The sequence below is a fragment of the Streptomyces sp. NPDC045470 genome (genome assembly GCF_040646595.1).
In the GTDB taxonomy this organism is placed as follows: Bacteria; Actinomycetota; Actinomycetes; order Streptomycetales; family Streptomycetaceae; genus Streptomyces.
On sequence record NZ_JBEZAN010000026.1, the window covers coordinates 1 to 22,678 of the forward strand.

A 22,678-nucleotide genomic window follows, 5' to 3' on the forward strand; every position below is an offset into this window, starting at 1 on the left:
GAAGGGCTATTACTAGCGCGGCTCCGCGTAGCGGGCCCTTGCCTCAGGAGCCAGGCCAACACGCCTCACGACCAATCGCGGGAGAGCCCGTAAGAGACCACACAACGTTGTTGCGCCGCCTCTGACATGACGTGGGATGTTCCGGCGGGCCACCCTTCGCGGGAGGGATGATTCGCCGGCGCTTGCTGGACTGCTGCCGTGCGGCGGCAGGCCCGGTGCCATTGCGGGGTCAGTTCTTGTCGGCGTGGGGCCGCGTTTGTGCCGCGCCGAGACCGATTCGCTTGGTGGCCTCGCTGGTGGCCTGGGTGAGCAGAGCAAGCGCGGCCCGCGAGGGCGAGCCCGCTTCTGTGGTGGCGACCACTACGGCGGGCCCCGGCCCGTGGCTCAAGGTTTGCAGGATGACGGTCAGGGGCCCGACCAGTGGATGACGCATCTCGTAGGAGGCGACGGTGCAGGGTTTGACACGGTGTTCGGCCCACATCGCGGCGAACTCGGCACTCTTCGCGGACAGTTCACCCAAGAGTGCGTGCAGCGCCACGTCCTCCGGATGCTGGGCCGCCATCAGACGCAGGTTAGCGACCACCGCCCTGGCCCTGGTCGGCCAGTCCACGTACAGGTCGCGGACATGGGGGTCGAGGAACAGCAGCCTGGCCATGTTGGGACGCCGTGTCGGCAGGTCAGGGGCGCCGGGGTCCAGATGCCCGGCGAACAGCGCATGCCCCAGGCGGTTCCACGCCAGTGCGTCGCTGCGTCGGCCGAGCACGATCGCGGGCACCTCGCCCAGCGCGTCCAGCAACTGGCGCATCGCCTCCGACACTCGTTCCGGCGCCGGCGGTCGGCCGCGGGTACGCTGTCTGTCCACCCGACCGAGATCGTGCAGGTGCCGCCGCTCGGACTCGTCCAGCCGCAGAGCCCCGGCGATCGCGTCCAGGACCTCAGGCGATGCGCTCAGCGACTGCCCCTGCTCAAGCCGGGTGTAGTAAGAGGTGCTCACACCCGCCAGCATCGCCAGCTCCTCACGCCGGAGCCCCGGCACACGCCGGGGCTCCCCATAGGTGGGCACCCCGGCATCCTCCGGGCCCAGCCGGGAGCGCCGCGCCCGCAGAAAGCTCCCGAGCTGCGTTTTTCCATCCATGGCTGCGAGTATGGACGGACTCGCGCCACCTAGCCTGACCCAACTGTGGATAGGCAACGGCGGGGCCGGCTTCCGGCCCGCACTCGTCGATGAAGTGGCTGGCAGCCCGGGGCGACCGGACACGTCGTGCACTGCCCAGCGGCCTCGGCCCGGGCGCTGGGCGGTCTCGGTGCCCTTGCGGGCGATGCTGCGGCGGATGTGCCGCAGAGAGAGCCAGCTTCGCAGGTGGGGCGGGTAGCAGGTGGCGCAGACCTCTCCCTTGTCGCCGTGGAGATTCGCGAGTCGTCGGTGCCAACACTCCTCCTGTCCGGCCCGCTACGCGAGGCCACCGTTGCTCATCAACAGCTGACCATTGATCCACCCGCCTTCCCGGGAGCACAGGAAGTCCACCAGGTGCGCGGTGTCCTGCGGCGTGCCCAGCCGGCCGAGCGGGGTGCTGCGGGCGCAGTGCTCCCGGACTTCCTCGGACATCCAGCCGGTGTCGACCGGCCCGGGATTGATCGCGTTGGCGGTCACTCCGAGGTGGGCGAGTTCGTGAGCGGCGGCCAGGGTGATGCGGTCCAGGGCTCCCTTGCTCGCCCCGTACGGCAGGTTGCCGATGGTGTGATCACTGGTGAGGCTGATGATCCGGCCGGTTCCCCGTGCCGCGGCGAACCGGCGCCCGAACTCGCGGATGAGCAGCCAGGTGGCGCGCGCGTTGACAGCGAAGTGCCGGTCGAAACTCTCGACGGTGGTGTCGAGCAGCCCGGAGTCGACGGACTCGCAGTGGCTCATCACCAGCGCGGTGACACCACCCATCCGCTGCTCGACCTCGTCGAAGACGCGCGCCGAGGTGCCAGGGTCAGCGAGGTCCGCCTCGATCGCGAGGGTGGACGCGCCCTGTTCGGCGAGCTGTTGGCTGATCGCTTCGGGGGCGCCGGGCTCGCTGCCCCAGCTCATACGATCGTCATAAGAACTCCAGTAGGTGAAGGCGATGTCCCAGCCGGAAGCGGCCAACCGGCGGGCGATGCCCGCGCCGATCCCGACCGTGCGCCCCACGCCGGTGATCAAGGCGAGTGGACGGCCGGCCGGAGGGCCTTGTTCAGGGGCGTGTTCGTCATGGTCGGTACTCGTCGTCACGGTCCGGAATCGTTCACGAACGGCACCGGACCGTCAAACGCTTTCCGCGTCTCCACGTATCCGCGCCTCCGCCAGAAGCGAGGACGGGGGGCGTTGAGATATGCGTTCTTCGAGTGTTGCAATCGGCTTCCGGCGGCAGCTCTTGCGATCCTGGCGTGGTTGTATCGCCCACCCTGGAGCACGCGCATGCGCCATTTCGTCACTGCGGCGGTCTCCGTCGCAGCTTTGGCTCTGTCCACGCCGTTTGCGGTTGCGGCACCTTCGACACCGATTCAAGGCGACGGCAAAGTCTGCTTCTACGCGGAACCCGAATACCGAGGCGCGTCCTGGTGCTACCGCCCGTCGGGCTATGCGGAGGTACCGGATCGGCTCCATGGCCGTGCTCGGTCTTTCAAAGCCACCTCCAGCCTGATCGTGTACGCGATCGACCACGGTCGCGGTGGACGGTGCTTCGCCCGGAAGATCTGGGTCGACGACCGGTCCACCGACTGGGCTTGGGGCAGCAGAATGGACGGCGTCAGTACCGACCGACAGGGCTGCGACACGAGCTGAGGCACCGGAAACAGCCGGGGCGGCGCCTCGGAATTCGGGCCGGCCGATGTCTGGACGAGGTCGCGGCCGCGCATGGTACAGCGGCGGCCGCATTCGTCGTTGGTGACGTGGGAGCCGCCGTACCAGGCGCCGTTGAGGCCGGTGGCGACCATGAAGGCGGCGAAGGTCCGTGGTGGAGCGGGTACGGGACCGAGACCTCACCGCGCCGGGGACTTGGCCGTCGTGTCGTACGACGACGAAGTCGCCACGGCGTCCGGTCTGCCCCTGCCCCCCCTGGCCGCGGCACGCCCGCAGAAGCGCCGACTCGGCGCTCTGGCCGCCCGAGGTGGCCTTGTCCCGCATGACCGACCGACGGAACGCCCCGTGCACCGCCTCCAGTTGTTCGCCACACTCGTGGTCCGCGTGTGCTGCTGCGGCGAGGGCCCGGTCTCTTCCTAGAAGAGCATCGTGTAAGCGTTCCAGCCGCCGCCGATCGGCAGGGCCCCGTCCATGGGGAAGACGATGCCCTGGCTGCGTACGCCATGGTGCAGCCACAGCTTGCCGTCGGCGTCGCGGGCCACCATGTCTGCCAGCTTGTCGCCGTCGATGTCCCGGACACCGACGAAGTCGGTGTAGCGGCTCCAACCGGACCCCACCTGCACACGACGGTAGAACGGCTCGTCGGGGCGGCTGGAACCGGTGGTCTTGTAGGCCCACAGGACGCCGTCGTGGTCGCGGGCCAGCACGCCCTCGCTGTAGGTGGTCACGATGTCGTACGCGTTCCAGCCGCCGCCCACGCGCACCGGGGGCGCGAAGGGGGCGCTGGGGTCGCCCGTGCCCGCGTAGAACCACAGGACGCCCTCGCGGTCGCGGGCCACCAGGTCGTTCTTGCCGTCGTTGTTGGCGTCCGTGGCGCCCGCGATGCTGACGTACCGGTCCCAGCCGCCCCCGACCTTGATGCGCCGGGCGAAGGGGGCGGAGGGGTTGCCGGTGCCCTGGTAGAAGTACAGCGTCCCGTCCCGGTCGACGGCCGCCAGGTCGCCCTTGCCGTCGGCGGTCGTCCCCGCGAGCGAGGTGACCTGGCGGTAGGTCCAGCCGGGGCCGACCCGCACCGGGGTCTTGAAGGGCTTGGCCGAGTAGCCGGTGCCCTCGTACTGCCACAGCACTCCGGACTGGTCCCTGGCGTACAGGGCCGGCCGTTCGGAGGCGGGCAGCTCCGCCCGCACCGCGGGTGCGGTGACGGGGGCGCCGGCCGGGGCGGCCGTGGCGGCGGCCACCGGCAGGAAGGTCGCGACGGCCGTGGCGGCCGCGGCCAGCGCCAGGCGGGTACGGCGACGTGCTCGGTTCGTTCTTAACACGGTTTCCCCCAGGGGAGCGCGCCGCTCTGACTGGTTATATCCGCAATACAGGCGGCATCGGTCGTTTTTCGCGACAATACCGCCAGTTGGTCGGGTAGTTGGCAAAACGTTTGGTACGTGCGGCGATATAGCCAAGTCGGCGGTCGCAGCGGGAGCGGGGCAGGGGCGGGGCGGACGTCGCCGGTCGCGGGGCAGCACGGCGTCCCTTCGGCGCGAGGGGGGCGGTGTTGGTCGGCGCGTACGACCGGCGGGTAGCGTCCCGTCGGAACGGCTCGCCGCCGGGAAGCAGACCATCCGTACGCCTGGAGTACCCGTGACATCAGCAGTGGACCACGTCCGCACCACCCTGACCGCGCACGGCCACGTGGGTGGCATCACCGAACTGCCCGGCCCGGCACCCACCGCAGCCGCCGCGGCGGAACTGCTGGACTGTCCGGTCGGCGCCATCGCCAACAGCCTTGTCTTCGAGGCCGACGGCGCACCGCTGCTCATCGTGGCCAGCGGCGGTCACCGGGTGGACCTGAAGAAGGCGGCGGCCCACGTCGGCGTACGCAAAGTACGCCGCGCCACCCCGGAATTCGTTCTGGCGGCCACGGGCCAGGAAGTCGGCGGCGTGGCCCCCGTCGGCCATCCCGCGCCGCTGCGGACCCTGGTGGACACCGCGCTGGCCGACCACGACCAGGTCTGGGCCGGCGGCGGGCTGCCGCACGCCATGTTCCGCACCACTTTCGCGGAACTGCTCGACCTGACGGGAGGCGAGGCCGTCGCCGTGGGCGCCTGATCGGGCAGGGACCTGGCCCCACCCCCCGCGCCCTCCCCGTCGCCTGCCGCGCCGATGGGCGGGCCGGGGCCGTGCAATCCGGACGTGGGCCGCCAGGCGGAAGGTGAGGGGCTTCGAGAAGAGGGTGCGGAAGGCCATCAGTGGGAAGCTCGCGCTCTCCACGGAACGCCGGTACGCGCAGGAACCGCCCTCGCCGCATCTCCGCAGTCGACGACATCGCACTCACCCAGGCCAGGAGGGGCGACTTCTTCGGCATCCGGTGGAAGCTCGTCAACACCTTCGTCCACGGCCATTTCACATCCGCTTTCAGCGCCGGTGACCAGTCCCACTTCGAGCACCGCGCGAACGGTGCGGTGCGCGGCAAGCTCGGATGCATCAACTTCACGGCCGAAGCGAAGCCGGGAGAGAGTTGCTTCTCCCTCACACAGGGCCTGGACCTCCCGGCGGCCGAAAGCGGTCTGCGGTTCTCGGCTCTGCCACCCCGGTAAGGACGCGCCGACGCGCATCGGTCGCGTACCGTGCGAGCGGCGCCGGACACGCGTCCTCCGGCGCTTCCTCAACGACCGCCTTCGCAGGCCGCGTTGAGTTTCGAGCCCCCGCCCGCAGCCGGATCGCGTCATCTTCAAGTACCTCGCCATCCCTCGGTCGAACAGACGACCTGCGCCGTCTCAAGGGGCGGTTGGTGCCGGAGTGGCTGGTTCGCTCTCTTGCGATGCTTACGTTCATGGGTCGGTGGCACGTGCAACTGCACACCGCAAGCAGCAAGGGAGACTCATGCACATCAGTGTTGCGTCACCGGAGCACGAGTCCGCCAACGACGCCCTGTACGCCCCGGGCGTCGACCACTACACCTCGCCGCACCGTCGCGATCCCGTCAAGAAGCTCTGGGAGGAGCCGGTCACTTTCGCCATCCTGCAGGCCGCACTCGCCGAGGTGCCGCAGCGGCAGGACCTGAGCGTGATGGACATCGGGTGCGGCGCGGGTGAGGGGCTGCACCTGCTGCGGGCCCTGAGCGCCACCCGCGATCTGTCCGGCCTGCCCCGCCTGACCTACCGGGGACTCGACCTCGACGAGGGGCTGTTGAGCCTGGCGGCCCGTACGCATCACGAGGAGGACGACGCCGAGTTCTGGCACGGTGACGTCCGTACCGATCTGCCCGAGACACCGTTCGACCTCTACCTGTCCTGCGGCGTGCCGTACTCGCACCTGACCGAGGACGAGCTGCAGGCCACCTTGACCCGGCTGTTCGACATCGTACGGCGCAACCACACCCGGTCCGTGGCCGTCATCGACGTACTCGGCCGCCATTCCCTGGAGTGGCTGCCCCAGTGGGGCCGCACCCGCTGGCCGTACCGGATGAGTTTCTTCCAGAGCGACCGGCGGACCCAGGACGTCCCCATGACCTTCTGGGACGCACACCACCTCAACGCCTGCATCAGCGCGGCGGCGGCGGACGCGGGCTGCCAGGTCCGGCGCCGCAGGCTGTTCGACCGTTCCATCATGGTCGGCCGCCACACCGCCACCGGCCACTTCAACCCCGGGCTGCCGCCCTACCGCTCGCTGATCAACCAGCTCGAGTCGGGGACGATGGTGCCGCTGGAGCAGCTGCGCGCACCGCGGGTGCCGGACGACTCGCCCGAGGCGGTGCGTGCGTTCTTCGGCCGGTTCCGTTCCCAGTGGAACGCCGTCCTGGACGCGGCCGCGTCGCAGGATCCCACGGGACACCTGCCGCCCGACGTCGCCGGGCCGATGCTCGCGCGCGGGCTGCGGGCCGTCGAACACCGGCTGGCCTGCGGCCTGGGCGTCGGACACTCACTGACCGCCGTGATCACCGTGAGCGAGAGGACGTGACATGCACCGCCTGCTCGAACGCCGCGAGCTGAGCAGCATCACCGGCCACGCGTACGACGTCGACGCCGTGTGCGACCTCGGATACGCCCGCTACGAGCACGGCTATCCGGCGGACCTGCTCGCCACCGTCCTCGACGAGGCCCGCGCGCTGGCCCGGACCGAGTGGGAGGCGCAGAGCGCCGACCGCTATCTGGGGCTGCGCCACCTGCGCGCCGCCCACGAGGCCATTCCGGCGGTGAAGACGCTGATGCACGACCGGGACCGGTTGCGCGCGCTGAGCGAACTGGCCGGTACGGAACTGGAGCCGTACCCGATCACCCGGGCCGCCTCGCACATCAACTTCTACCGTCCGGGCGAGGTGCCCATCGACCACCACACGGACGGGGCCGCCCTGGTCGAGCTGATTCCGCTGTACACCGCCGGCCCGGACCGGGGCGGCTCCACGCTGATCTTCCGGGGGAGCCCGGAGCGCGGGCGGCGGCTGCTGGAGCAGGGGCGGCGACTGTCCTCCGAGGAGCATGCCGCCGTGCCGCAGCGCACCGGGCACGCGGTGCTCATGCAGGGACGGCGGCTCCTGCACACCGCCCAGCCCCTCCAGGACGGGGAGCGGATCACGTTGGTGCTGGTGATGCGTTCGGCCGCCGAGCCGTGGAAGGACGGCAACAGCCTGGCCCGGCTCCTGCTCGACGACCCGCTGGCGGCCGTGCACGACGAATGGGTGCGTGACCAGGAACATCAGGCGGCACGTTTCCGCGCCGCCGCCCGCTGACGTACACCGAGGAGGAGCAGTGACGACCACACTCGCCACCGAAGAGACACGCGTCGCGACGATCACCACCGGCCTGGACCGGCTCCGGAGGTCCCTGCACACGGGGTCCCGCATCGCGGCACCGTACCGGGCCGCGGCGGAACCTGCCTGGCATTCGTCCTATGTCGCTCCCGCGGCGGAACGGCCCCCCGTCGCGGCCCGGATGGCCTCGTTCGGCTACGGGGAGAGCGAACTGCACGGCCGGGCGGACCTGGTCGACGACCTCGCCATGACCGGCCCCGTACGGCTGCTGACCCCGGACGGCGCGGCGGCGCTGCGCGGCATCTGCCAGAACCTCGAAGCCAGCGCCGTCCACAACGACTACGTCGTCTCCCGGCGGCTTCGCGGGGTCGAGTCCCTGTCCCCGTTCGTGCACGCCATGGTCCGCGACCCGGTCTTCCTGGACACCGTCTCGCGTCTGGTCGGAGTGCCGCTGATCCCGCACCCGCTGCGCGACGCCGGCGTGCAGATCAACTACTACGAGGCGGCCGCCGACGCCTCGCGGGCGCCGCTGGTGGCCAAGTGGCACCTGGACGGCATGAACTACGTCTTCACCATGACCCTGTCGGACCACGCGGAACACCAGGGCGGCGACTACATCTACTACCGCGGGCACCCGCGGGACTTCGAAGCCCGGCGGGAGGAGATTACCGGTCAGGGGCCCCGGCACCCCGATGTGCACGTCGCGCCGTTCCGGCACGTCGGCGACACGATGTTCACCCGGGGCAGCAGGGTCTACCACGCCGTCACCCCGGTCACCCGCGGCCATCGCATCACGCTCGCCGTGTCGCTGTTCTGCCCGCTCCTCGGTGACCAGGACGAGAACCGGTTCTGGCACAGCGCTCCGGACGACGGGCTGGTCCGCACCCTGAACAACTGGAACGCGCTGCGGCGCGCCGTCCGCCGCCCGGCGTCCTACTGCCGCCGCGAGGACATACCGATCCGTCCGCTCGCCCGCCGTTCCGCGGCGCGCGGCTGACCCCTGCTCCCCCGAGCGGCCCGCGCGTGCGGGCCGCTCACCGGTTCTCCGTCGCCAGCCAGCCGGCCAGGCCCCACATCGCGACGGCGGTGACCACGTCCAGGCGCCGCCGGGTGCCGCTGCCGATCCCCGCTTTCTTCAGCCGGCCGCCGAGGGCGGCATATCCCCAGGCGCAGCAGAATTCCACCGCGATATAGGCGAGGCCCAGGGCCAGCAGCGGAGCAGTGACCCGGTGGGCGTCGCGGGACAGGAACTGCGGCAGGAATACGGCGAACAGGATCAGCGCTTTGGGATTCGTCACCGCCACGATGAACTCCTGCCGCGCCAGCCGCCATCCCGGTACCTTCCGACTCGCGTTCTGTTCTCCTTCGGGGCTTTCCGGTTCTTCATTCCCGGGCCCGGATTCCGGGGCGTGCTTCGCGCGCAGCGCCGTACGCAGGGTCTGTAGTCCCAGCCACAGCAGGTAGGCCACCCCGCACCACTTGATGACGTTGAAAGCCACCGCCGACCTGGTCAGGACGGCGCCCAGCCCGGCGGCCACGGCGATCACCATCAGGGTGAACGCGGTGAACCGGCCGAGCGAGGCGCCGAGCGCCGGACGTAACCCGTGCCGGACGCCGTTGCGCAGCGCCAGCAGCTGATTGGCTCCGGGCGTCGCCGCCAGCAGCAACGCGGAGGGGAAGAAAGCGGCCCAGGACACATCGGAAAACATGAAGGACGTATACCCCCGCCTTCTCGCGTCTCTCACCCCGGTGCCTTTGTGGTGCGCGGCGGCGCGGCATTTCTCGCCGCGCCGATCCGGCGTACGACTTCGTGCGCGTCGAAATGCGCGTGTTCGGCAATCAGCAGTTGCCCCGAACGGACGGCCCGCTTACATCCGCGGGCGGCCGCGTCGGTGACCGCGACGCACCGCATCCCGGCCCGCAGGGCCGCGACGACCCCCGTGGCGGCGTCTTCCACGACCACACACGCGTCCGCCGGAACCGCCAGTTGCCGTGCGGCCTCCAGGAAGACGGCCGGGTCCGGCTTTCCTCTGGGGACGTCCTCGGCCGAGACACACACGGTGAAGAGCCGGTCCAGGCGGCCGGACGTCAGCACCGTGTCGATCACCTGGCGCGAGGACCCCGACGCCACCGCCAGCGGCACACCGGCTTCGTGCAGGAGTTCGGCCAGGTGCACGGTCCCCCGGTGGAGCGGCACCGAGCGCCGCATCCGGTCCAGGTACAGCCGGTTGCTCAGCTCCAGCAGCTCGTCGGCACCGGCCGCCACGCGGCGCGTCGCCACGACGCGCTGCCACATCTCGCGCATGCCCACCCCGACGAACTCCGCGTGGTCGGCGGCGGTGAAGTGGCGGTACCCGAAGTGGGCGAGGGCCTGTTGCTCCGCGGCGAGGTACGCACTCCGGCTGTCGACCAGCGTGCCGTCCAGATCGAAGATCACCGCCGCCGGGGGGCCGGGTGTCGTCGCCATCGGCATCGTGCCGCCTTCCTTGTCGGTGACCGCGGCCGAGCCGCTGTTCCGCGTCTGCCCGCGTGAGCGCGGCCGCCCGTCCCCGTTCGCACCATGGCGAGAAGATTGGCGTGAACATGCGGTCCGCCGTGAAGGAATCGATGACCATGCGGGGGTCCTACAGGCCGAAGCGGCGCGGGAGCCGATTGGCGGCGATCGACGACGCCACCCAGAGGCTGTCGAGGCCGGTGATGCCGCCGGGCAGCCGACAGGCCCCCCTCTTCCACGATTCCCCGATCGAGAGGGCCGGGCCTTGCCATACCGAGGCCCCACTGGGCTTCTTCGGCGACGTCAGCGCATCCTGACCAGGACACCACCGCAGCACAAGCGGCGGTAACCCTAATGGGCTACGCCGACGGTGCGGGAAAACAGATTTTCGGATCGCCTGCCGAAATCTCCGGCCGCGGTCGTGTTTCCGTGCCGACGAAATATCATCACGCCGGGCCGTCACCTGTGTGCCGCAGACTCGTTGAGGGTGACGCCTCGCTCTCACGGAACCGGATTGGGGTCCCGGTGCGCCGGCTGTTCTCCGCCGTCTTCCTGATGATTGCCCGGAACGTACTCAGGAAGGCGCAGGGCGTGTGGGTGTGGTGGCAGAACGGCGGGCGCGGTGGGCGCCCGCGCGCGAAAGCACGACGGGGCCGGGCCCCGGGCCGATGGACGAAGACCGCCGTCGCCGCGACCGCGTCGGGGGCCGGCATGAACGCCGCAGCGGGTGCACAGAATCAGGGTCCGGGTCCAGAACCGGGCCGGGACAAATATGAGCTTTTCCTGTCTTCCGATGTGACACCTCGCGGTATTCTCCGGGTACTTGCCGTGCGGCAAGGTGACGAGGTGTCGGCGTGAGGCACAGGTGTGCGCGCCTTTGAGGCAGGGACCACAGCGCCGTCGTGCCCTGCGCAGGGGGTCCGGTAAGTGGAACGAGGTCGGGGCATGGCTGCAGGGGCGGCGGACGACAACGCACATCCGGTGTCGCGGACGAGGCCGGGGCGTACGGGAGGAAGAGTCGGTGAGCCGGAGCTGCGGCAACTGCTCGCGGGGCTGACGGCCGTACGCGACGGGAACTTCGGGACGCGGCTCCCGGAGGAGGACGACGGACTGCTCGGCGAGATCGCGACCGTCTTCAACGGCATGGTCGACCAACTGTCCCAGTTCACCTCGGAAGTGACCCGGGTGGCGCGCGAGGTCGGCAGCGAGGGCCGGCTCGGCGGCCAGGCCGAGGTCCCGGGCGTCTCCGGCACCTGGGCCGACCTGACCGACTCGGTGAACGTGATGGCCGGCAACCTGACCACCCAGGTGCGCGACATCGCGCAGGTGGCCACCGCGGTCGCCCGGGGCGACCTGTCACAGAAGATCGACGTCGATGCGCAGGGCGAGATCCTGGAGCTGAAGAACACCGTCAACACGATGGTCGACCAGCTCTCCGCCTTCGCCGACGAAGTCACCCGCGTCGCCCGCGAGGTCGGCAGCGAGGGGCGGCTCGGCGGGCAGGCCGAGGTGCCCGGGGTGGGCGGCACCTGGCGGGACCTGACCGACTCGGTCAACTTCATGGCCGGAAACCTCACTTCGCAGGTGCGCAACATCGCGCAGGTGACCACGGCGGTAGCCCGGGGCGACCTGTCGCAGAAGATCACCGTGGACGCCCGCGGCGAGATCCTGGAACTGAAGACGACCATCAACACGATGGTCGACCAGCTCTCCGCCTTCGCCGACGAAGTCACCCGCGTCGCCCGCGAGGTCGGCACCGAAGGACGGCTCGGCGGCCAGGCTCAGGTGCCCGGGGTGGGCGGCACCTGGCGGGACCTGACCGACTCGGTCAACTTCATGGCCGGAAACCTCACTTCCCAGGTCCGTTCCATTGCGGCGGTCGCGACCTCGGTGGCCCAGGGCGACCTGTCGCAGAAGATCACCGTGGACGCCCGCGGCGAGATCCTGAAGCTGAAGAACACCATCAACACCATGGTCGACCAGCTCTCCGCCTTCGCCGACGAAGTCACCCGCGTCGCCCGCGAGGTCGGCACGGAGGGGCGGCTCGGCGGCCAGGCCGACGTCAAGGGCGTCTCCGGTACGTGGAAGGACCTGACCGAGTCCGTCAACGTGATGGCGGACAACCTCACGGCACAGGTGCGGTCCATCGCCGAGGTCACCACCGCCGTGGCGCAGGGCGACCTGTCGCAGAAGATCCGCGTGGACGCCCGCGGCGAGATCCTGGAGCTGAAGAGCACCATCAACACCATGGTCGACCAGCTCTCGGCCTTCGCCGACGAGGTGACCCGGGTGGCCCGCGAGGTCGGCACCGAGGGCAACCTCGGCGGGCAGGCCACCGTACGGGGCGTGTCGGGCACCTGGAAGGACCTGACCGACAACGTCAACGTGATGGCCTCCAACCTGACCGGGCAGGTGCGCTCGATCGCCCAGGTGGCCGCCGCGGTCGCCAAGGGTGACCTGTCGCAGAAGATCATGGTGGAGGCGAAGGGCGAGGTCGCCGCGCTGGCCGGCGTGATCAACACGATGGTCGACACGCTGTCGGCCTTCGCCGACGAGGTGACCCGGGTGGCCCGCGAGGTCGGCACGGAAGGGATGCTCGGCGGCCAGGCCCGGGTACCGAACGTGGCCGGTACGTGGAAGGACCTGACCGACAACGTCAACTCGATGGCCAACAACCTGACCGGGCAGGTGCGCAACATCGCCCAGGTCACGACGGCCGTGGCCAACGGTGACCTGTCGAAGAAGATCGACGTCGACGCCCGGGGCGAGATCCTGGAGCTGAAGACCACCATCAACACCATGGTCGACCAGTTGTCCTCCTTCGCCTCCGAGGTCACCCGTGTCGCACGCGAGGTCGGCAGCGAGGGGCGGCTCGGCGGGCAGGCCGAGGTCGAGGGCGTGTCGGGCACCTGGAAACGCCTGACCGAGAACGTCAACGAGCTGGCCGGCAACCTCACCCGGCAGGTACGGGCCATCGCCGAGGTGACCAGCGCGGTCGCCGAGGGCGACCTGACCCGCTCCATCACGGTGGACGCCTCGGGCGAGGTCGCGGAGCTGAAGGACAACATCAACTCCATGGTGCGGTCCCTGCGCGAGACCACCCGCGCCAACCAGGAGCAGGACTGGCTCAAGAGCAACCTGGCCCGCATCTCCGGGCTGATGCAGGGCCACCGGGACCTCGCGGTCGTCGCCGAGCTGGTCATGGACGAACTGACCCCGCTCGTCTCGGCCCAGTACGGCGCCTTCTACCTGGCCGAGGAGAACGGACAGGGCACCGTGCTCCGGCTCGTCGGCGCGTACGGCCGGCCCGCCGACAGCACGGGGCACGACCGCTTCGGGCTGGGCGAGTCCCTGGTCGGCCAGGCCGCCCGCAGCCGCCGGCCGATCGTCGCCGACGGCGTGCCGGCCGACTACATCAGCATCTCCTGCGGCCTGGGCCAGACCGCGCCGGGCAGCCTGATCGTGCTGCCGATCATCGTCGAGGACCAGGTCCTCGGCGTCATCGAGCTGGCGTCCTTCACCCTCTTCACGCCGGTGCACCGGGACTTCCTCGAACAGCTCATGGAGATGGTGGGCGTCAACGTCAACACCATCGTCGCCAACGCACGTACCGACGAGCTGCTGGAGGAGTCGCAGCGGCTGGCCGGGGAGTTGCAGGCCCGCTCCGGGGAGCTGACCCGGCAGCAGGAGGAGCTCCAGCGTTCCAACGCGGAGCTGGAGGAGAAGGCGGAGCTGCTCGCCTCGCAGAACCGCGACATCGAGACCAAGAATCTGGAGATCGAGCAGGCGCGGCAGGAGCTGGAGGACCGGGCGCGGCAGTTGTCGCTGGCGTCGAAGTACAAGTCGGAGTTCCTGGCCAACATGAGTCACGAGCTGCGGACACCGCTCAACAGCCTGCTCATCCTGGCGCAGTTGCTGGCGCAGAACCCGACGCGCAACCTCACGCCCAAGCAGGTCGAGTACGCGGGCATCATCCACTCCGCCGGCTCGGACCTGCTCCAGCTCATCAACGACATCCTCGACCTGTCGAAGGTCGAGGCGGGCAAGATGGACATCACCCCGGAGCGGGTGGCGCTGCGGCAGCTCCTGGACTACGTCGAGGCGACGTTCCGGCCGCTGACCACGCAGAAGAGTCTCGATTTCAGCATCAGTGCCGCGGCCGGGGTGCCGATGGACCTGCTCACCGACGACGCGCGGCTGCGTCAGGTCCTGCGCAACCTCCTGTCCAACGCGGTCAAGTTCACCGAGCAGGGCAGCGTCGAGCTGCGGATCGAGCCCGCCGCCGACAGGGAACTGCCCGAGACCGTCCTGCGCGGCGGCCCCGTGGTCGCCTTCCGCGTCCAGGACACCGGTATCGGCATCGCCGAGCAGCAGCTGGACGTGATCTTCGGGGCGTTCCAGCAGGCGGACGGCACCACCAGCCGCAAGTACGGCGGCACCGGCCTGGGGCTGTCCATCAGCCGCGAGATCGCGCACCTCCTGGGCGGCGCCGTGACCGCCGAGAGCACGCCCGGCCGGGGCAGCGCCTTCACCCTCTACCTGCCGGTGGCACGCGCCGACTTCCAGGAGCAGACCGGCCCGGCACCGGCCCTGGAGGCGGCGGACGCGCGGGACGAGGAGCGCGAGCGTCAGCCGCGTACGCCCGTCGCGGCTCCCGCGCAGCCGCGCCGGCTGCTGGTGATCGAGGAGCGGGCCCGCGGGCTGCTCTCCCATGTGGCCGACAGCGCGGTCGCCGAGTTCACCGGCGGCCAGGACCTGGGCGACCGCCAGGAGCACATCGAGGTCGTCTCCGCGGTCGGTGCCCATGAGGCCGCCGGGGCGCTGGCCGCCGGGCCGTTCCACTGCGTGGTGCTCGACCTGGACATGGCCGACGGTGAAGCCCTGCGGTTCCTGGACGCGATGGACGGTGACGCCGCCGTACGCACCGTCGCCGTCCTCGCGCACAACAGCAGGCGCCTGGAGGCGGAGCAGGAACGCGTTCTGCAGGCGCGTGCCGGTACCCAGCCGCTGGAGCTGCTCTCCAGCCTCGACGAGCTGCGGGAGCGCATCGCCCTGCACCTGTCCGCCGAGCAGCCCGGTGACGTCCTGCCGCTGGTACGGCCGGAGGAGCCCGTACAGCAGGCTCCGCAGCCCGTCGACGACAGCCTCAGCGGCCGTACGGTCCTCGTCGTCGACGACGACGCCCGCAATCTGTACGCGCTCAGCAGCATCCTGGAACTGCACGGCCTGAACGTCCGCCACGCGGAGGACGGGCGCAAGGGAATCGAGACGCTGATCGAGCATCCGGACATCGACCTCATCCTGATGGACGTGATGATGCCCGAAATGGACGGCTACACCGCGACGGCGGAGATCCGGCAGATGCCGGCCCACGCCCATCTGCCCATCATCGCCGTCACGGCCAAGGCCATGCCCGGGGACCGCGAGAAGAGCCTCGCCTCCGGGGCCACCGACTACGTCACCAAGCCGGTGGACACCAACGACCTGATCGCCTGTGTCCGCCGGTGGCTGACCCCCTGAAGGCGGTGTCCGGCCAACCGGGCGCCTCCCCCGACCTGCTCACGAAACGCACCTCTCGCATCGAAGAATCGGCAGCATCATGAGCACTTATGAGCACGTCGGCACCCCGTCCGGGGACGGCGTCTCGCCGGGGTCCGGCCCCGTCCCGGCAGACGCCCGGTCCGATCAGATATCAGCCGTCGGCCGCCTGGCCGCCACGGTCGAGCGGCTGCGCAGCGAAGTCCAGGCGGCGCACGCGGCAGCCGACGGGCGTGCGCTGATCGAACTCGCCAAAGGCATCATGATCGAGCGGCTGCACTGCGGGCCGGCCCAGGCGACCCGGCAGCTCGCCGAGCTCGCGGAGCAGGCCGCCGTGTCCCAACTGGAGCTGGCCGTGGACCTCATCAACCAGGCGGCCCGCGACCGCGTGGCGGACCTCGCCGACGCCTTCCTCCAGCGCACCCGGGCCGGGCACGACGAGACAGACCCGGCCGTCGCGGTGCGGCTGCGTACCGCCGAGAGCGCCGCGCTGGCCGCCGACGACACCCAGGCCGTCGCCGACTCCCTGCTGCAGCACGCGCTGACTCCGCTGGGCGCGACGGCCGTCGCCATCTGGGCCGCGGGCTCGGACACGTCCCTCACCCTGGCCGGGCACGCGGGGTTCCCCGCCGACGAGGCGATGCGCTGGCGCTACGTACCCCCCGGGGTGGTCACCGTCGCCCGCCAGGCGCTGACCGAACGGGACACCGTCCGGTTCGTCTCGCTGGCCGAGACGGGCATCCCGTCGATCGGCCGGCCGCACCATCCGCTCGGCGGCCGGGTGGCGCTGCCCGCCGGAACCGGCGGCCGTATCCACGGTGTCCTGGAGATCTGCTGGCAGCAGCCGCTTCCCGCGCAGCCACCGGTGATCATGCGTCAGATCGAGGCGCTGGCCCAACTGTGCGCGCACACCCTCGAAGGCACCCCGGACGCGCGGAAGCACGGTCCGTCCGCCGCCCGGCTCTCCCCCGCCGTGGCCGAGCTGGTGGACCTGGCGGACGGGCTGCACGACCCGGCGCTCGTCCTCACCCCCCATCTCGCGGCCGACGGGCACCTCACCGACTTCCGCATCCACCACGTCAACGAGCGCTTCATGGACCCGGCGGGCCGCCCCCGCGGCTTCGTCAACGGCGCGCTGCTGCTGGAGGCGTACCCGATGGCCGCCGACGACAGTGAACTGTTCGACAAGGTCCAGCGCGTCTATGCCACGGGAGAGCCCTTCCGCGCCCAGCGGATGACCCTGACCGCGCTGGTGGACCAGGTGCCGCTCGCCGCCGTCGCCGACATCAGCGTCAGCCGGCACGGGAACGGTGTGCTGCTCATCTGGCGTATCGAGGACGAGACCGCCCGGCTGGCCAGCCTCCTCCAGCACGCCCAGCGGCTCGGCCGGATCGGCGGCTTCGAGGAGAACCTGCTGACCGGCGAGATCACCTGGAACGCGCAGCTCTTCGCCCTGTACGGCCGGCCGGCCACCGACGCCCCCGTGTCCCTGCACGACCTGACCGCCCACGCGCACCCGGACGACAGCGTCGCCATCGGCCGTTTCCAGCGCGCCGTGCTGCACCACCGGCGCCCGGCCTCGGCCGCCTTCCGCCTCCGGCGTCCCGACGGTGTCACCCGGCACATCCGGGTGATCGCCGAGCCGGTCCTCGACGCGGACGGCGGGCTGCTCTCCGTCCGCGGCGCCTACCAGGACATCTCCTCCCAGCACTGGACGGAGGTGGCGCTCGCCGCCACCCGCGACCAGCTCGCGCACACCGAGCAGCAGTCCGCCGAGCGCAACCGCCTCGCGCTCCAGCTCCAGCAGGCCATCATGCCGCCGAGCCGGGGGCCCATGGACGCTCCCGGCCTGCAGGTCGCCGTGCGCTACCGGCCCGCGGAGACCGAGTCCCTGGTGGGCGGCGACTGGTACGACGCCGTCGTGCTGCCCTCGCAGCGCGTCCTGCTCTGCGTCGGTGACATCGCGGGGCACGGCATCGAGGCCGCCACCGGCATGGTGGTGCTGCGCAACGCCCTGCGCGGCCTCGCCGTCACCGGAGCCGGTCCGGGCCAGCTACTGTCCTGGCTGAACATCGTGGCCCACCACCTCACCGACCAGGTGTCCGCCACGGTCGTCTGCGGCGTGTACGACCCCGAGACCCGCACCCTGCGCTGGGCCCGGGCCGGGCACCTGCCGCCCGTGCTGGTCCGCGGTCACGAGGCGAGCCGGCTGCCGCTGGTCCGCGGGCTGCTCCTGGGAGCGCTTCCGGAGGCCACGTACGAGGAGGCGGTGCTCCAGTTGGCGTTGGACGACACCCTCCTGATGTACACCGACGGCCTGGTCGAGCGGCGGGACACCGCCCTCCACGAGTCGCTGGCCCAGTTGCTCGCCACCGCCCGGGCTCCGGCGGCCTCTCTGGAGCACCGGCTCGACCGCCTGCTGACCCACAGCAAGTCCGACACCGACGACGACACCTGCCTCATCGGCGTCCAAGTGGTCTGAGACGGTTCCGGCGGGGCGCGGACCGGCCTGCCCCGCCCCCCGTCGGCCGGGGCGGGCCGGTCCGCGCTGTCACACCCCTTCGACGGCCGGGAGGCCGAACTGCGCCTCCAGGGTCCGGAAGAGGACCTGCCAGGTCTTGAACTCGGTGTTGGTGTGCAGGGCGATCGTCTGTTCGCCGTCGGGGGTGCCGACGACGGCGAAGTGGGAGCCCTGCATGCTGCCGCCCAGGCCGCGGAGCGTGTGGCCGCCGGTCACCGCCGGGTCCAGTTCGAAGACGCCCAGGCCGTACGCGGCGTGCGGCATCCAGTGGGCGCCCTCGGTGGAGACCAGGGACCACATCGCACGGTGCTGGGCTTCCGGCAGCAGGCTGCCGGAGACGAACGCGTCGCACACCTTGATCATCTCGCTGGTGGTGGAGATGACGTTGCCGGCCGACCAGGCCCAGGAGCTGTTGTATTCGGTGGTGTCGAGGAGCGGCAGGCCGGGCTCCTCGAACATCGACTCCCAGTTCTCCGCGGTGACGTCGGCGGGGTCGACCCCGTCCTTCAGGAACAGGCTCGAATACGCCCGCGGGTGCGGCTCCGGGTAGCCGGTCTCGTCGGCGGGGCGCACGTAGGTGTGGGTCAGGCCGAGGGGCTCGGCGATGGTGCGGGCGACCTCCTCCGCGTAGGTGTTGCCGGTGACCTTTTCGATGATCATGCCGGCGAGGTAGAAGCCGCCGTTGGAGTAGGCGAAGGCCGTGCCCGGTTCGTGGATGGGGGGCTGGGACACCGTCAGCGCCAGCAGTTCGTCCACGGTCCAGGAGTCGAAGCGGTGCTCGGCGAACGTGGAGCGGGTGGCGTAGCGCTCCGACAGTTCGGGCGCGAGCCCGGTGATGAACAGGCCGCTGGTGTTGCTGAGCAACTGCCTGATGGTGATCTTGTTGCCGTCGTAGCCGTTCACGTCCAGCGCGCCGGGCAGCCACTTCTCGACCGTGTCCTCGATGCTCAGCCGGCCCTCGGCCTCCAACTGGAGCACCGTGGCGGCGGTGAACGCCTTGCCGGCGCTGCCGACGTGCAGGTGCTCGCCCTCCTGGCGCGGGCGACGGGACTCGATGTCCGCGACTCCGGCCGAGCCGAACCAGGTTCCGTCCGCGTCGCGGACCTCGGCGACGATGCCGGGCACGTCCACCTCTGCCACCAGCCGGTCGAGCACCTGCTGAACCTTCTCGCGCCGGATGTGCACGGAGTTCGTCATGTCGGTTCCTTCCCCTCGGGCGCCGCGGCCCCCTCCTGGGGTCCGGCTGTCCGCCCGCTTCTCGGTACGGGGAAGACGGTGCCGCCCGGCGATGACAGGGCTCTGACCGTCCGCTGACAGCGCGGCCGGGCCGCTGTCAGGGGCCGTCAGCCGCTGTCGGCCACCGCACGCAGGCGGTCGAGCGCCTCCTGCCGCGGCGTGGCGGCGCCCAGGCCGTACGCCGTGTCGTACGCCGCGCGGCCGAGCCGCCGCACGAGTTCGGCGGTGAGTTCGCGCAGCTCGGGGTCGCCCTCGTCGAAGGCGCCACGGATGGCCCGGCTCGTGCCGAGCGCGGTGGCCGCACCCGCCGCGTCGCCCTCCGCCAGCAGCAGCTTGGCCAGTTGCTGCGCCGCCGGCGCGGCGTCCCGGTGCGCGAAGGCGACTTGTACGGTCCTGGGCAGCAGCTCCCGAGCCCGTACGGCGTCGCCGGCCGCCAGGAGGTTGGCCATCCTGGCCGGCACGGTCCAGTCCGCCACCGCTTCGTCGGCCAGACAGGCCGCTCGGCCGATCGCCGTCATCCGGTCCAGTTGCCGGTCTGCCTCGTGCAGTTCCCCGGCGCGGCGGTGCAGGTCGGCCCGGCAGGCCAGGGCCCCGATGCGCAGGAGGTCGTCGCCACGTTCTCGGGCCGCCTGTTCGGCGGTGTCGATGTCGTGCCGGGCGCCCGTCAGGTCGCCGCCGCGCATCCGTTCGGCGGCGAGACCGAGCCGGTACTGGATCTCGTCCTGGGGTACGAGGGCGAGACCGCGCCGGTAGGCGGCGACCGCCTGGTCGTGCTCGCCACGGATGGAGTGCACCTGTGCCGTGCCGGCCAGCGTCATCGCCGTGCACAAGGGGTCGCCCGCCGCCTCGAACTCGCGCAGAGCGGCGGCCGTGGCGCTCACCCGGCCCGCCCAGTCGCCGCGGTCGTGCCGCGTGAAGGCTTCCACCAGGTACGTGCACCCGACGGCCCACCGGTCCCGGCGCCCGCGCACCTCCCGCGTCAACTGCCCCACCGATTCGTCGAGGCCGTACAGAAAGCCCGTCGGCAGGATCACCAGGAGCAGCATCGGGTAGCGCTCCAGCGCGCCGGTGCGCGCACAGTCCTCGATCAGGGCGCGCACCCGCTCGGCGTCGGGGGCCGGGCCGCCCGTGCCGGTCAGGAGGCGGATCGCGGTGAAGGCGGCACGGGCGTCCGCGGGCAGCGCGTCGCCCAGTTCGCACACTCCGGCCACGAGGGCTTCGGCCCGTGCGTCATGACGCAGCGTGTTCCAGTACCAGTAGAGCGGGCCGACGAGCCGGGTCGCGGCGTCCGCGTCCCCTGCGTCGACGGCCGTCCGCAGCGCGAACACCAGGTTGTCGTACTCGGCGGTGAACAGCGCGAAGGAGTCCTGCTGGCGGGCGGAGCGCAGCAGCGGCTCGTGCTCCGCGGCCACGTCGGCGAAGTGCCGCACGAGGCGGCCCCGGACCGCTTCCCGCTCGCCCGCCCGGAGGAGCCGCTCCGCCGCGTACGCCCGTACCGTCTCCAGCATCCGGTAGCCGTCCCCGGTCCGCTCCACGAGAGACTTGTCGACCAGCGAGCCGAGGAGGTAGGGGATGTCCCCGGCCGTCAGCGTCCCGCCCGGACAGACCGCCTCGACGGCCTCGGCTCCGGCCGGTGCCGGGAAGACCGCCATCCGCCGGGCCAGCGCCTGTTCCTCGCCGGTCAGCAGCTCCCAGCTCCACTCGATCACCGCGTGCAGTGTGCGCTGGCGCGGCTGGGCCGCCCGGTTGCCCGTGGACAGCAGCCGGAACCGGTCGTCGAGCCGCCGGGCGACCTGTTCCGCGCTCATCGACCGCAGCCGGGCGGCGGCCAGTTCGAGGGCGAGCGGCAGGCCGTCCAGCCTGCGTACCACCTCGGTCACCGCGCCCAGGGCGGACGCGTCAGGGGTGAAGCCGGGGCGTACGGCCGTCGCCCGGTCGACGAAGAGCCGTACGGCGGCCGACGCGGCGGCCTCGGCCGGGTCCGCGCCCGGGGGCGGCAGGGGCAGCGGGCCGAGGCGGCAGAGCGACTCGCCCATGACGTCCAGGGGTTCCCTGCTGGTGGCCAGGACGGTCAGCCGCGGGCGCCGTTCGAGGATGCCCTGCGCGAACGCGGCGACGGCGTCGACGGCCTGCTCGCAGTTGTCCAGGACGAGCACGGCCGCGCCGCCGCCGAGCAGTTCGGCCACCTGGTCCAGCGGTTCCGTACGGCTGTCGCCGGGCGGCCGTGGCGCGTTCGGGGTGCTGAGCGTCCCCAGTACCGCGTCGGTCACCTCGTCGGAGACGCGCGCCGCGGCCAACGGGACGAGCCACAGCCGGCCCTGCCGGTGGGCCCGGTGCCGGGATGCCGCCTCCACGGCCAGCCGGGTCTTGCCCACGCCGCCGGGGCCGACGACCGTGACCAGCCGGGAGGTCTCCAACAGGCTGTCGAGCAGCGCCGTCTCGCGGTCCCGGCCGACGAACGAGGTGAGCCGGGCGGGTAGCCGGCCGGGCGCCGGACCGGACCGTACGACGGGTGGCTCCGCGCCGCCGCGCAGCACGGCGAGGTGGGCTTCGCGCAGTTCGGGCGAGGGGTCGACGCCCAGCTCGTCGGCGAGCCTGCCGCGGACGTCCTCGAACACGGCCAGCGCGTCGGACTGCCGGCCTGCGGCGTGCAGCGCGCGCATGCGCAGCGCGGCGGGCCGTTCCCGTAGCGGATGGTCCGCCGACGCCGCCTCCAGGTCGGCCAGGACTCCGGTGTGGCGGCCGAGTCGCAGCTCCGCCTCGCAGCGGTTCTCGAACGCCGCGTTCCGCAGTTCCTCCAGCCGGTCCCCGGCCGGGCCGGCGAACGGGGCCTCCCGTACGTCGGCCAGCGCGGACCCCCGCCACAGCGCGAGCGCCTCGCCGAGCAGCGAGGACGCCTCCTCGGGTGACCCCACGGCGAGTTCCCGTCCGCCGCGGGCCGCCAGCGCTTCGAAGCGGGCGGCGTCCACGTGCTCCTTCGGTACCGCGAGGCGGTACCCCGCCCCCGACGACTCCAGCAGTTCACCGTCGGGGAGGGCTTTGCGCAGCCGGTAGACCAGCGCGTGCAGCGAGTTGAGCGCGTCGGCGGGAGGCCGCGTGCCCCACAGTCCGTCGATGAGCGCGGCGGGTGTCACCATGTCGCCCGCCGTCAGGGCCAGTCGGCCGAGCAGCATGCGTGGTCTCGCGCCCCCGATGCCGACCGGTGCCCCGTCGCCGTCGAAGACCCGTACCGGTCCGAGCACCGCTATCCGCATTCCCACCGGCCCAGTATCCCCCGGGCCGGTGGGCGCGCGGTGCGACGGGGAGCGACGCGGCGGCCGGGGT

Annotated in this window: 15 protein-coding genes; 8 read left to right on the plus strand and 7 right to left on the minus strand. The window is 71.4% G+C overall.

The window, feature by feature from the left end; genetic code table 11:
- Nucleotides 1–229: 229 nt before the first annotated feature.
- Both AB0A97_RS37580 and AB0A97_RS37585 read right to left on the minus strand, forming a co-directional pair.
- Entirely contained in the window at nt 230–1,135 is a 906-nt protein-coding gene (locus tag AB0A97_RS37580; RefSeq protein ID WP_361159259.1) for a helix-turn-helix transcriptional regulator, read from the minus strand.
- A 315-nt stretch (nt 1,136–1,450) separates the two neighbouring features.
- On the minus strand, nt 1,451–2,254 hold the full coding sequence (locus AB0A97_RS37585; RefSeq protein ID WP_361159262.1) for an SDR family oxidoreductase: 804 nt from the start codon (nt 2,252–2,254) through the stop codon (nt 1,451–1,453).
- A 186-nt stretch (nt 2,255–2,440) separates the two neighbouring features.
- Between AB0A97_RS37585 and AB0A97_RS37590 the strand changes: the two genes are divergently transcribed.
- Nucleotides 2,441–2,806 (plus strand): hypothetical protein, encoded by a 366-nt coding sequence (locus tag AB0A97_RS37590; RefSeq protein ID WP_361159265.1) that lies wholly within the window; start codon nt 2,441–2,443, stop codon nt 2,804–2,806.
- 434 nt (nt 2,807–3,240) lie between these two features.
- On the opposite strand, the gene AB0A97_RS37595 is transcribed toward AB0A97_RS37590, so the two are convergent.
- Nucleotides 3,241–4,143, minus strand: coding sequence for an FG-GAP-like repeat-containing protein (locus AB0A97_RS37595; RefSeq protein WP_361159267.1), 903 nt, complete (start codon nt 4,141–4,143; stop codon nt 3,241–3,243).
- Nucleotides 4,144–4,456: 313 nt separating this feature from the next.
- Between AB0A97_RS37595 and AB0A97_RS37600 the strand changes: the two genes are divergently transcribed.
- From AB0A97_RS37600 to AB0A97_RS37620, 5 genes are all read left to right on the plus strand, one after another.
- Nucleotides 4,457–4,924, plus strand: coding sequence for a YbaK/EbsC family protein (locus tag AB0A97_RS37600; RefSeq protein WP_361159270.1), 468 nt, complete (start codon nt 4,457–4,459; stop codon nt 4,922–4,924).
- A gap of 140 nt (nt 4,925–5,064) precedes the next feature.
- Nucleotides 5,065–5,412, plus strand: a complete 348-nt coding sequence (locus AB0A97_RS37605; RefSeq protein WP_361159273.1) for a hypothetical protein — start codon at nt 5,065–5,067, stop codon at nt 5,410–5,412.
- Nucleotides 5,413–5,698: 286 nt separating this feature from the next.
- Complete coding sequence (locus AB0A97_RS37610; protein WP_361159276.1) at nt 5,699–6,775, plus strand: class I SAM-dependent methyltransferase; 1,077 nt, start codon at nt 5,699–5,701, stop codon at nt 6,773–6,775.
- Between the two features lies 1 nt (nt 6,776).
- Nucleotides 6,777–7,544, plus strand: coding sequence for a hypothetical protein (locus AB0A97_RS37615; protein ID WP_361159279.1), 768 nt, complete (start codon nt 6,777–6,779; stop codon nt 7,542–7,544).
- Between the two features lie 19 nt (nt 7,545–7,563).
- Entirely contained in the window at nt 7,564–8,562 is a 999-nt protein-coding gene (locus AB0A97_RS37620; protein ID WP_361159282.1) for a hypothetical protein, read from the plus strand.
- A gap of 37 nt (nt 8,563–8,599) precedes the next feature.
- Here the strand turns inward: AB0A97_RS37620 and AB0A97_RS37625 are convergent, their stop codons facing one another.
- Both AB0A97_RS37625 and AB0A97_RS37630 read right to left on the minus strand, forming a co-directional pair.
- Nucleotides 8,600–9,274 carry a LysE family translocator gene (locus AB0A97_RS37625; RefSeq protein ID WP_361159285.1) on the minus strand — a complete coding sequence of 225 codons (675 nt, stop codon included), beginning with the start codon at nt 9,272–9,274 and terminating at the stop codon, nt 8,600–8,602.
- A gap of 32 nt (nt 9,275–9,306) precedes the next feature.
- Nucleotides 9,307–10,032 carry an HAD family phosphatase gene (locus AB0A97_RS37630; RefSeq protein ID WP_361159288.1) on the minus strand — a complete coding sequence of 242 codons (726 nt, stop codon included), beginning with the start codon at nt 10,030–10,032 and terminating at the stop codon, nt 9,307–9,309.
- A 972-nt stretch (nt 10,033–11,004) separates the two neighbouring features.
- Here AB0A97_RS37630 and AB0A97_RS37635 point away from each other — a divergent pair.
- Together AB0A97_RS37635 and AB0A97_RS37640 are read left to right on the plus strand one after the other, a co-directional pair.
- The gene (locus AB0A97_RS37635) at nt 11,005–15,579 is read left to right on the plus strand and encodes a HAMP domain-containing protein (protein WP_361159291.1); all 4,575 of its coding nucleotides are present in this window, start codon (nt 11,005–11,007) and stop codon (nt 15,577–15,579) included.
- 79 nt (nt 15,580–15,658) lie between these two features.
- Nucleotides 15,659–18,079 (plus strand): SpoIIE family protein phosphatase, encoded by a 2,421-nt coding sequence (locus AB0A97_RS37640; RefSeq protein WP_361159294.1) that lies wholly within the window; start codon nt 15,659–15,661, stop codon nt 18,077–18,079.
- A gap of 69 nt (nt 18,080–18,148) precedes the next feature.
- Here the strand turns inward: AB0A97_RS37640 and AB0A97_RS37645 are convergent, their stop codons facing one another.
- Together AB0A97_RS37645 and AB0A97_RS37650 are read right to left on the minus strand one after the other, a co-directional pair.
- Nucleotides 18,149–19,315 carry a serine hydrolase domain-containing protein gene (locus AB0A97_RS37645; RefSeq protein ID WP_361159297.1) on the minus strand — a complete coding sequence of 389 codons (1,167 nt, stop codon included), beginning with the start codon at nt 19,313–19,315 and terminating at the stop codon, nt 18,149–18,151.
- A 146-nt stretch (nt 19,316–19,461) separates the two neighbouring features.
- Complete coding sequence (locus AB0A97_RS37650) at nt 19,462–22,608, minus strand: BTAD domain-containing putative transcriptional regulator (RefSeq protein ID WP_361159420.1); 3,147 nt, start codon at nt 22,606–22,608, stop codon at nt 19,462–19,464.
- Nucleotides 22,609–22,678 lie beyond the last annotated feature (70 nt).

Excerpts from the sequence above, each read along its gene's own strand:
- AB0A97_RS37645 (WP_361159297.1), bottom strand. The coding sequence starts at position 19,315 with ATGACGAACTCCGTGCACATCCGGCGCGAGAAGGTTCAGCAGGTGCTC.
- AB0A97_RS37640 (WP_361159294.1), top strand. The coding sequence starts at position 15,659 with ATGAGCACTTATGAGCACGTCGGCACCCCGTCCGGGGACGGCGTCTCG.
- AB0A97_RS37630 (WP_361159288.1), bottom strand. The coding sequence starts at position 10,032 with ATGGCGACGACACCCGGCCCCCCGGCGGCGGTGATCTTCGATCTGGAC.
- AB0A97_RS37650 (WP_361159420.1), bottom strand. The coding sequence starts at position 22,608 with ATGCGGATAGCGGTGCTCGGACCGGTACGGGTCTTCGACGGCGACGGG.
- AB0A97_RS37590 (WP_361159265.1), top strand. The coding sequence starts at position 2,441 with ATGCGCCATTTCGTCACTGCGGCGGTCTCCGTCGCAGCTTTGGCTCTG.
- AB0A97_RS37580 (WP_361159259.1), bottom strand. The coding sequence starts at position 1,135 with ATGGATGGAAAAACGCAGCTCGGGAGCTTTCTGCGGGCGCGGCGCTCC.
- AB0A97_RS37610 (WP_361159276.1), top strand. The coding sequence starts at position 5,699 with ATGCACATCAGTGTTGCGTCACCGGAGCACGAGTCCGCCAACGACGCC.
- AB0A97_RS37635 (WP_361159291.1), top strand. The coding sequence starts at position 11,005 with ATGGCTGCAGGGGCGGCGGACGACAACGCACATCCGGTGTCGCGGACG.
- AB0A97_RS37615 (WP_361159279.1), top strand. The coding sequence starts at position 6,777 with ATGCACCGCCTGCTCGAACGCCGCGAGCTGAGCAGCATCACCGGCCAC.
- AB0A97_RS37625 (WP_361159285.1), bottom strand. The coding sequence starts at position 9,274 with ATGTTTTCCGATGTGTCCTGGGCCGCTTTCTTCCCCTCCGCGTTGCTG.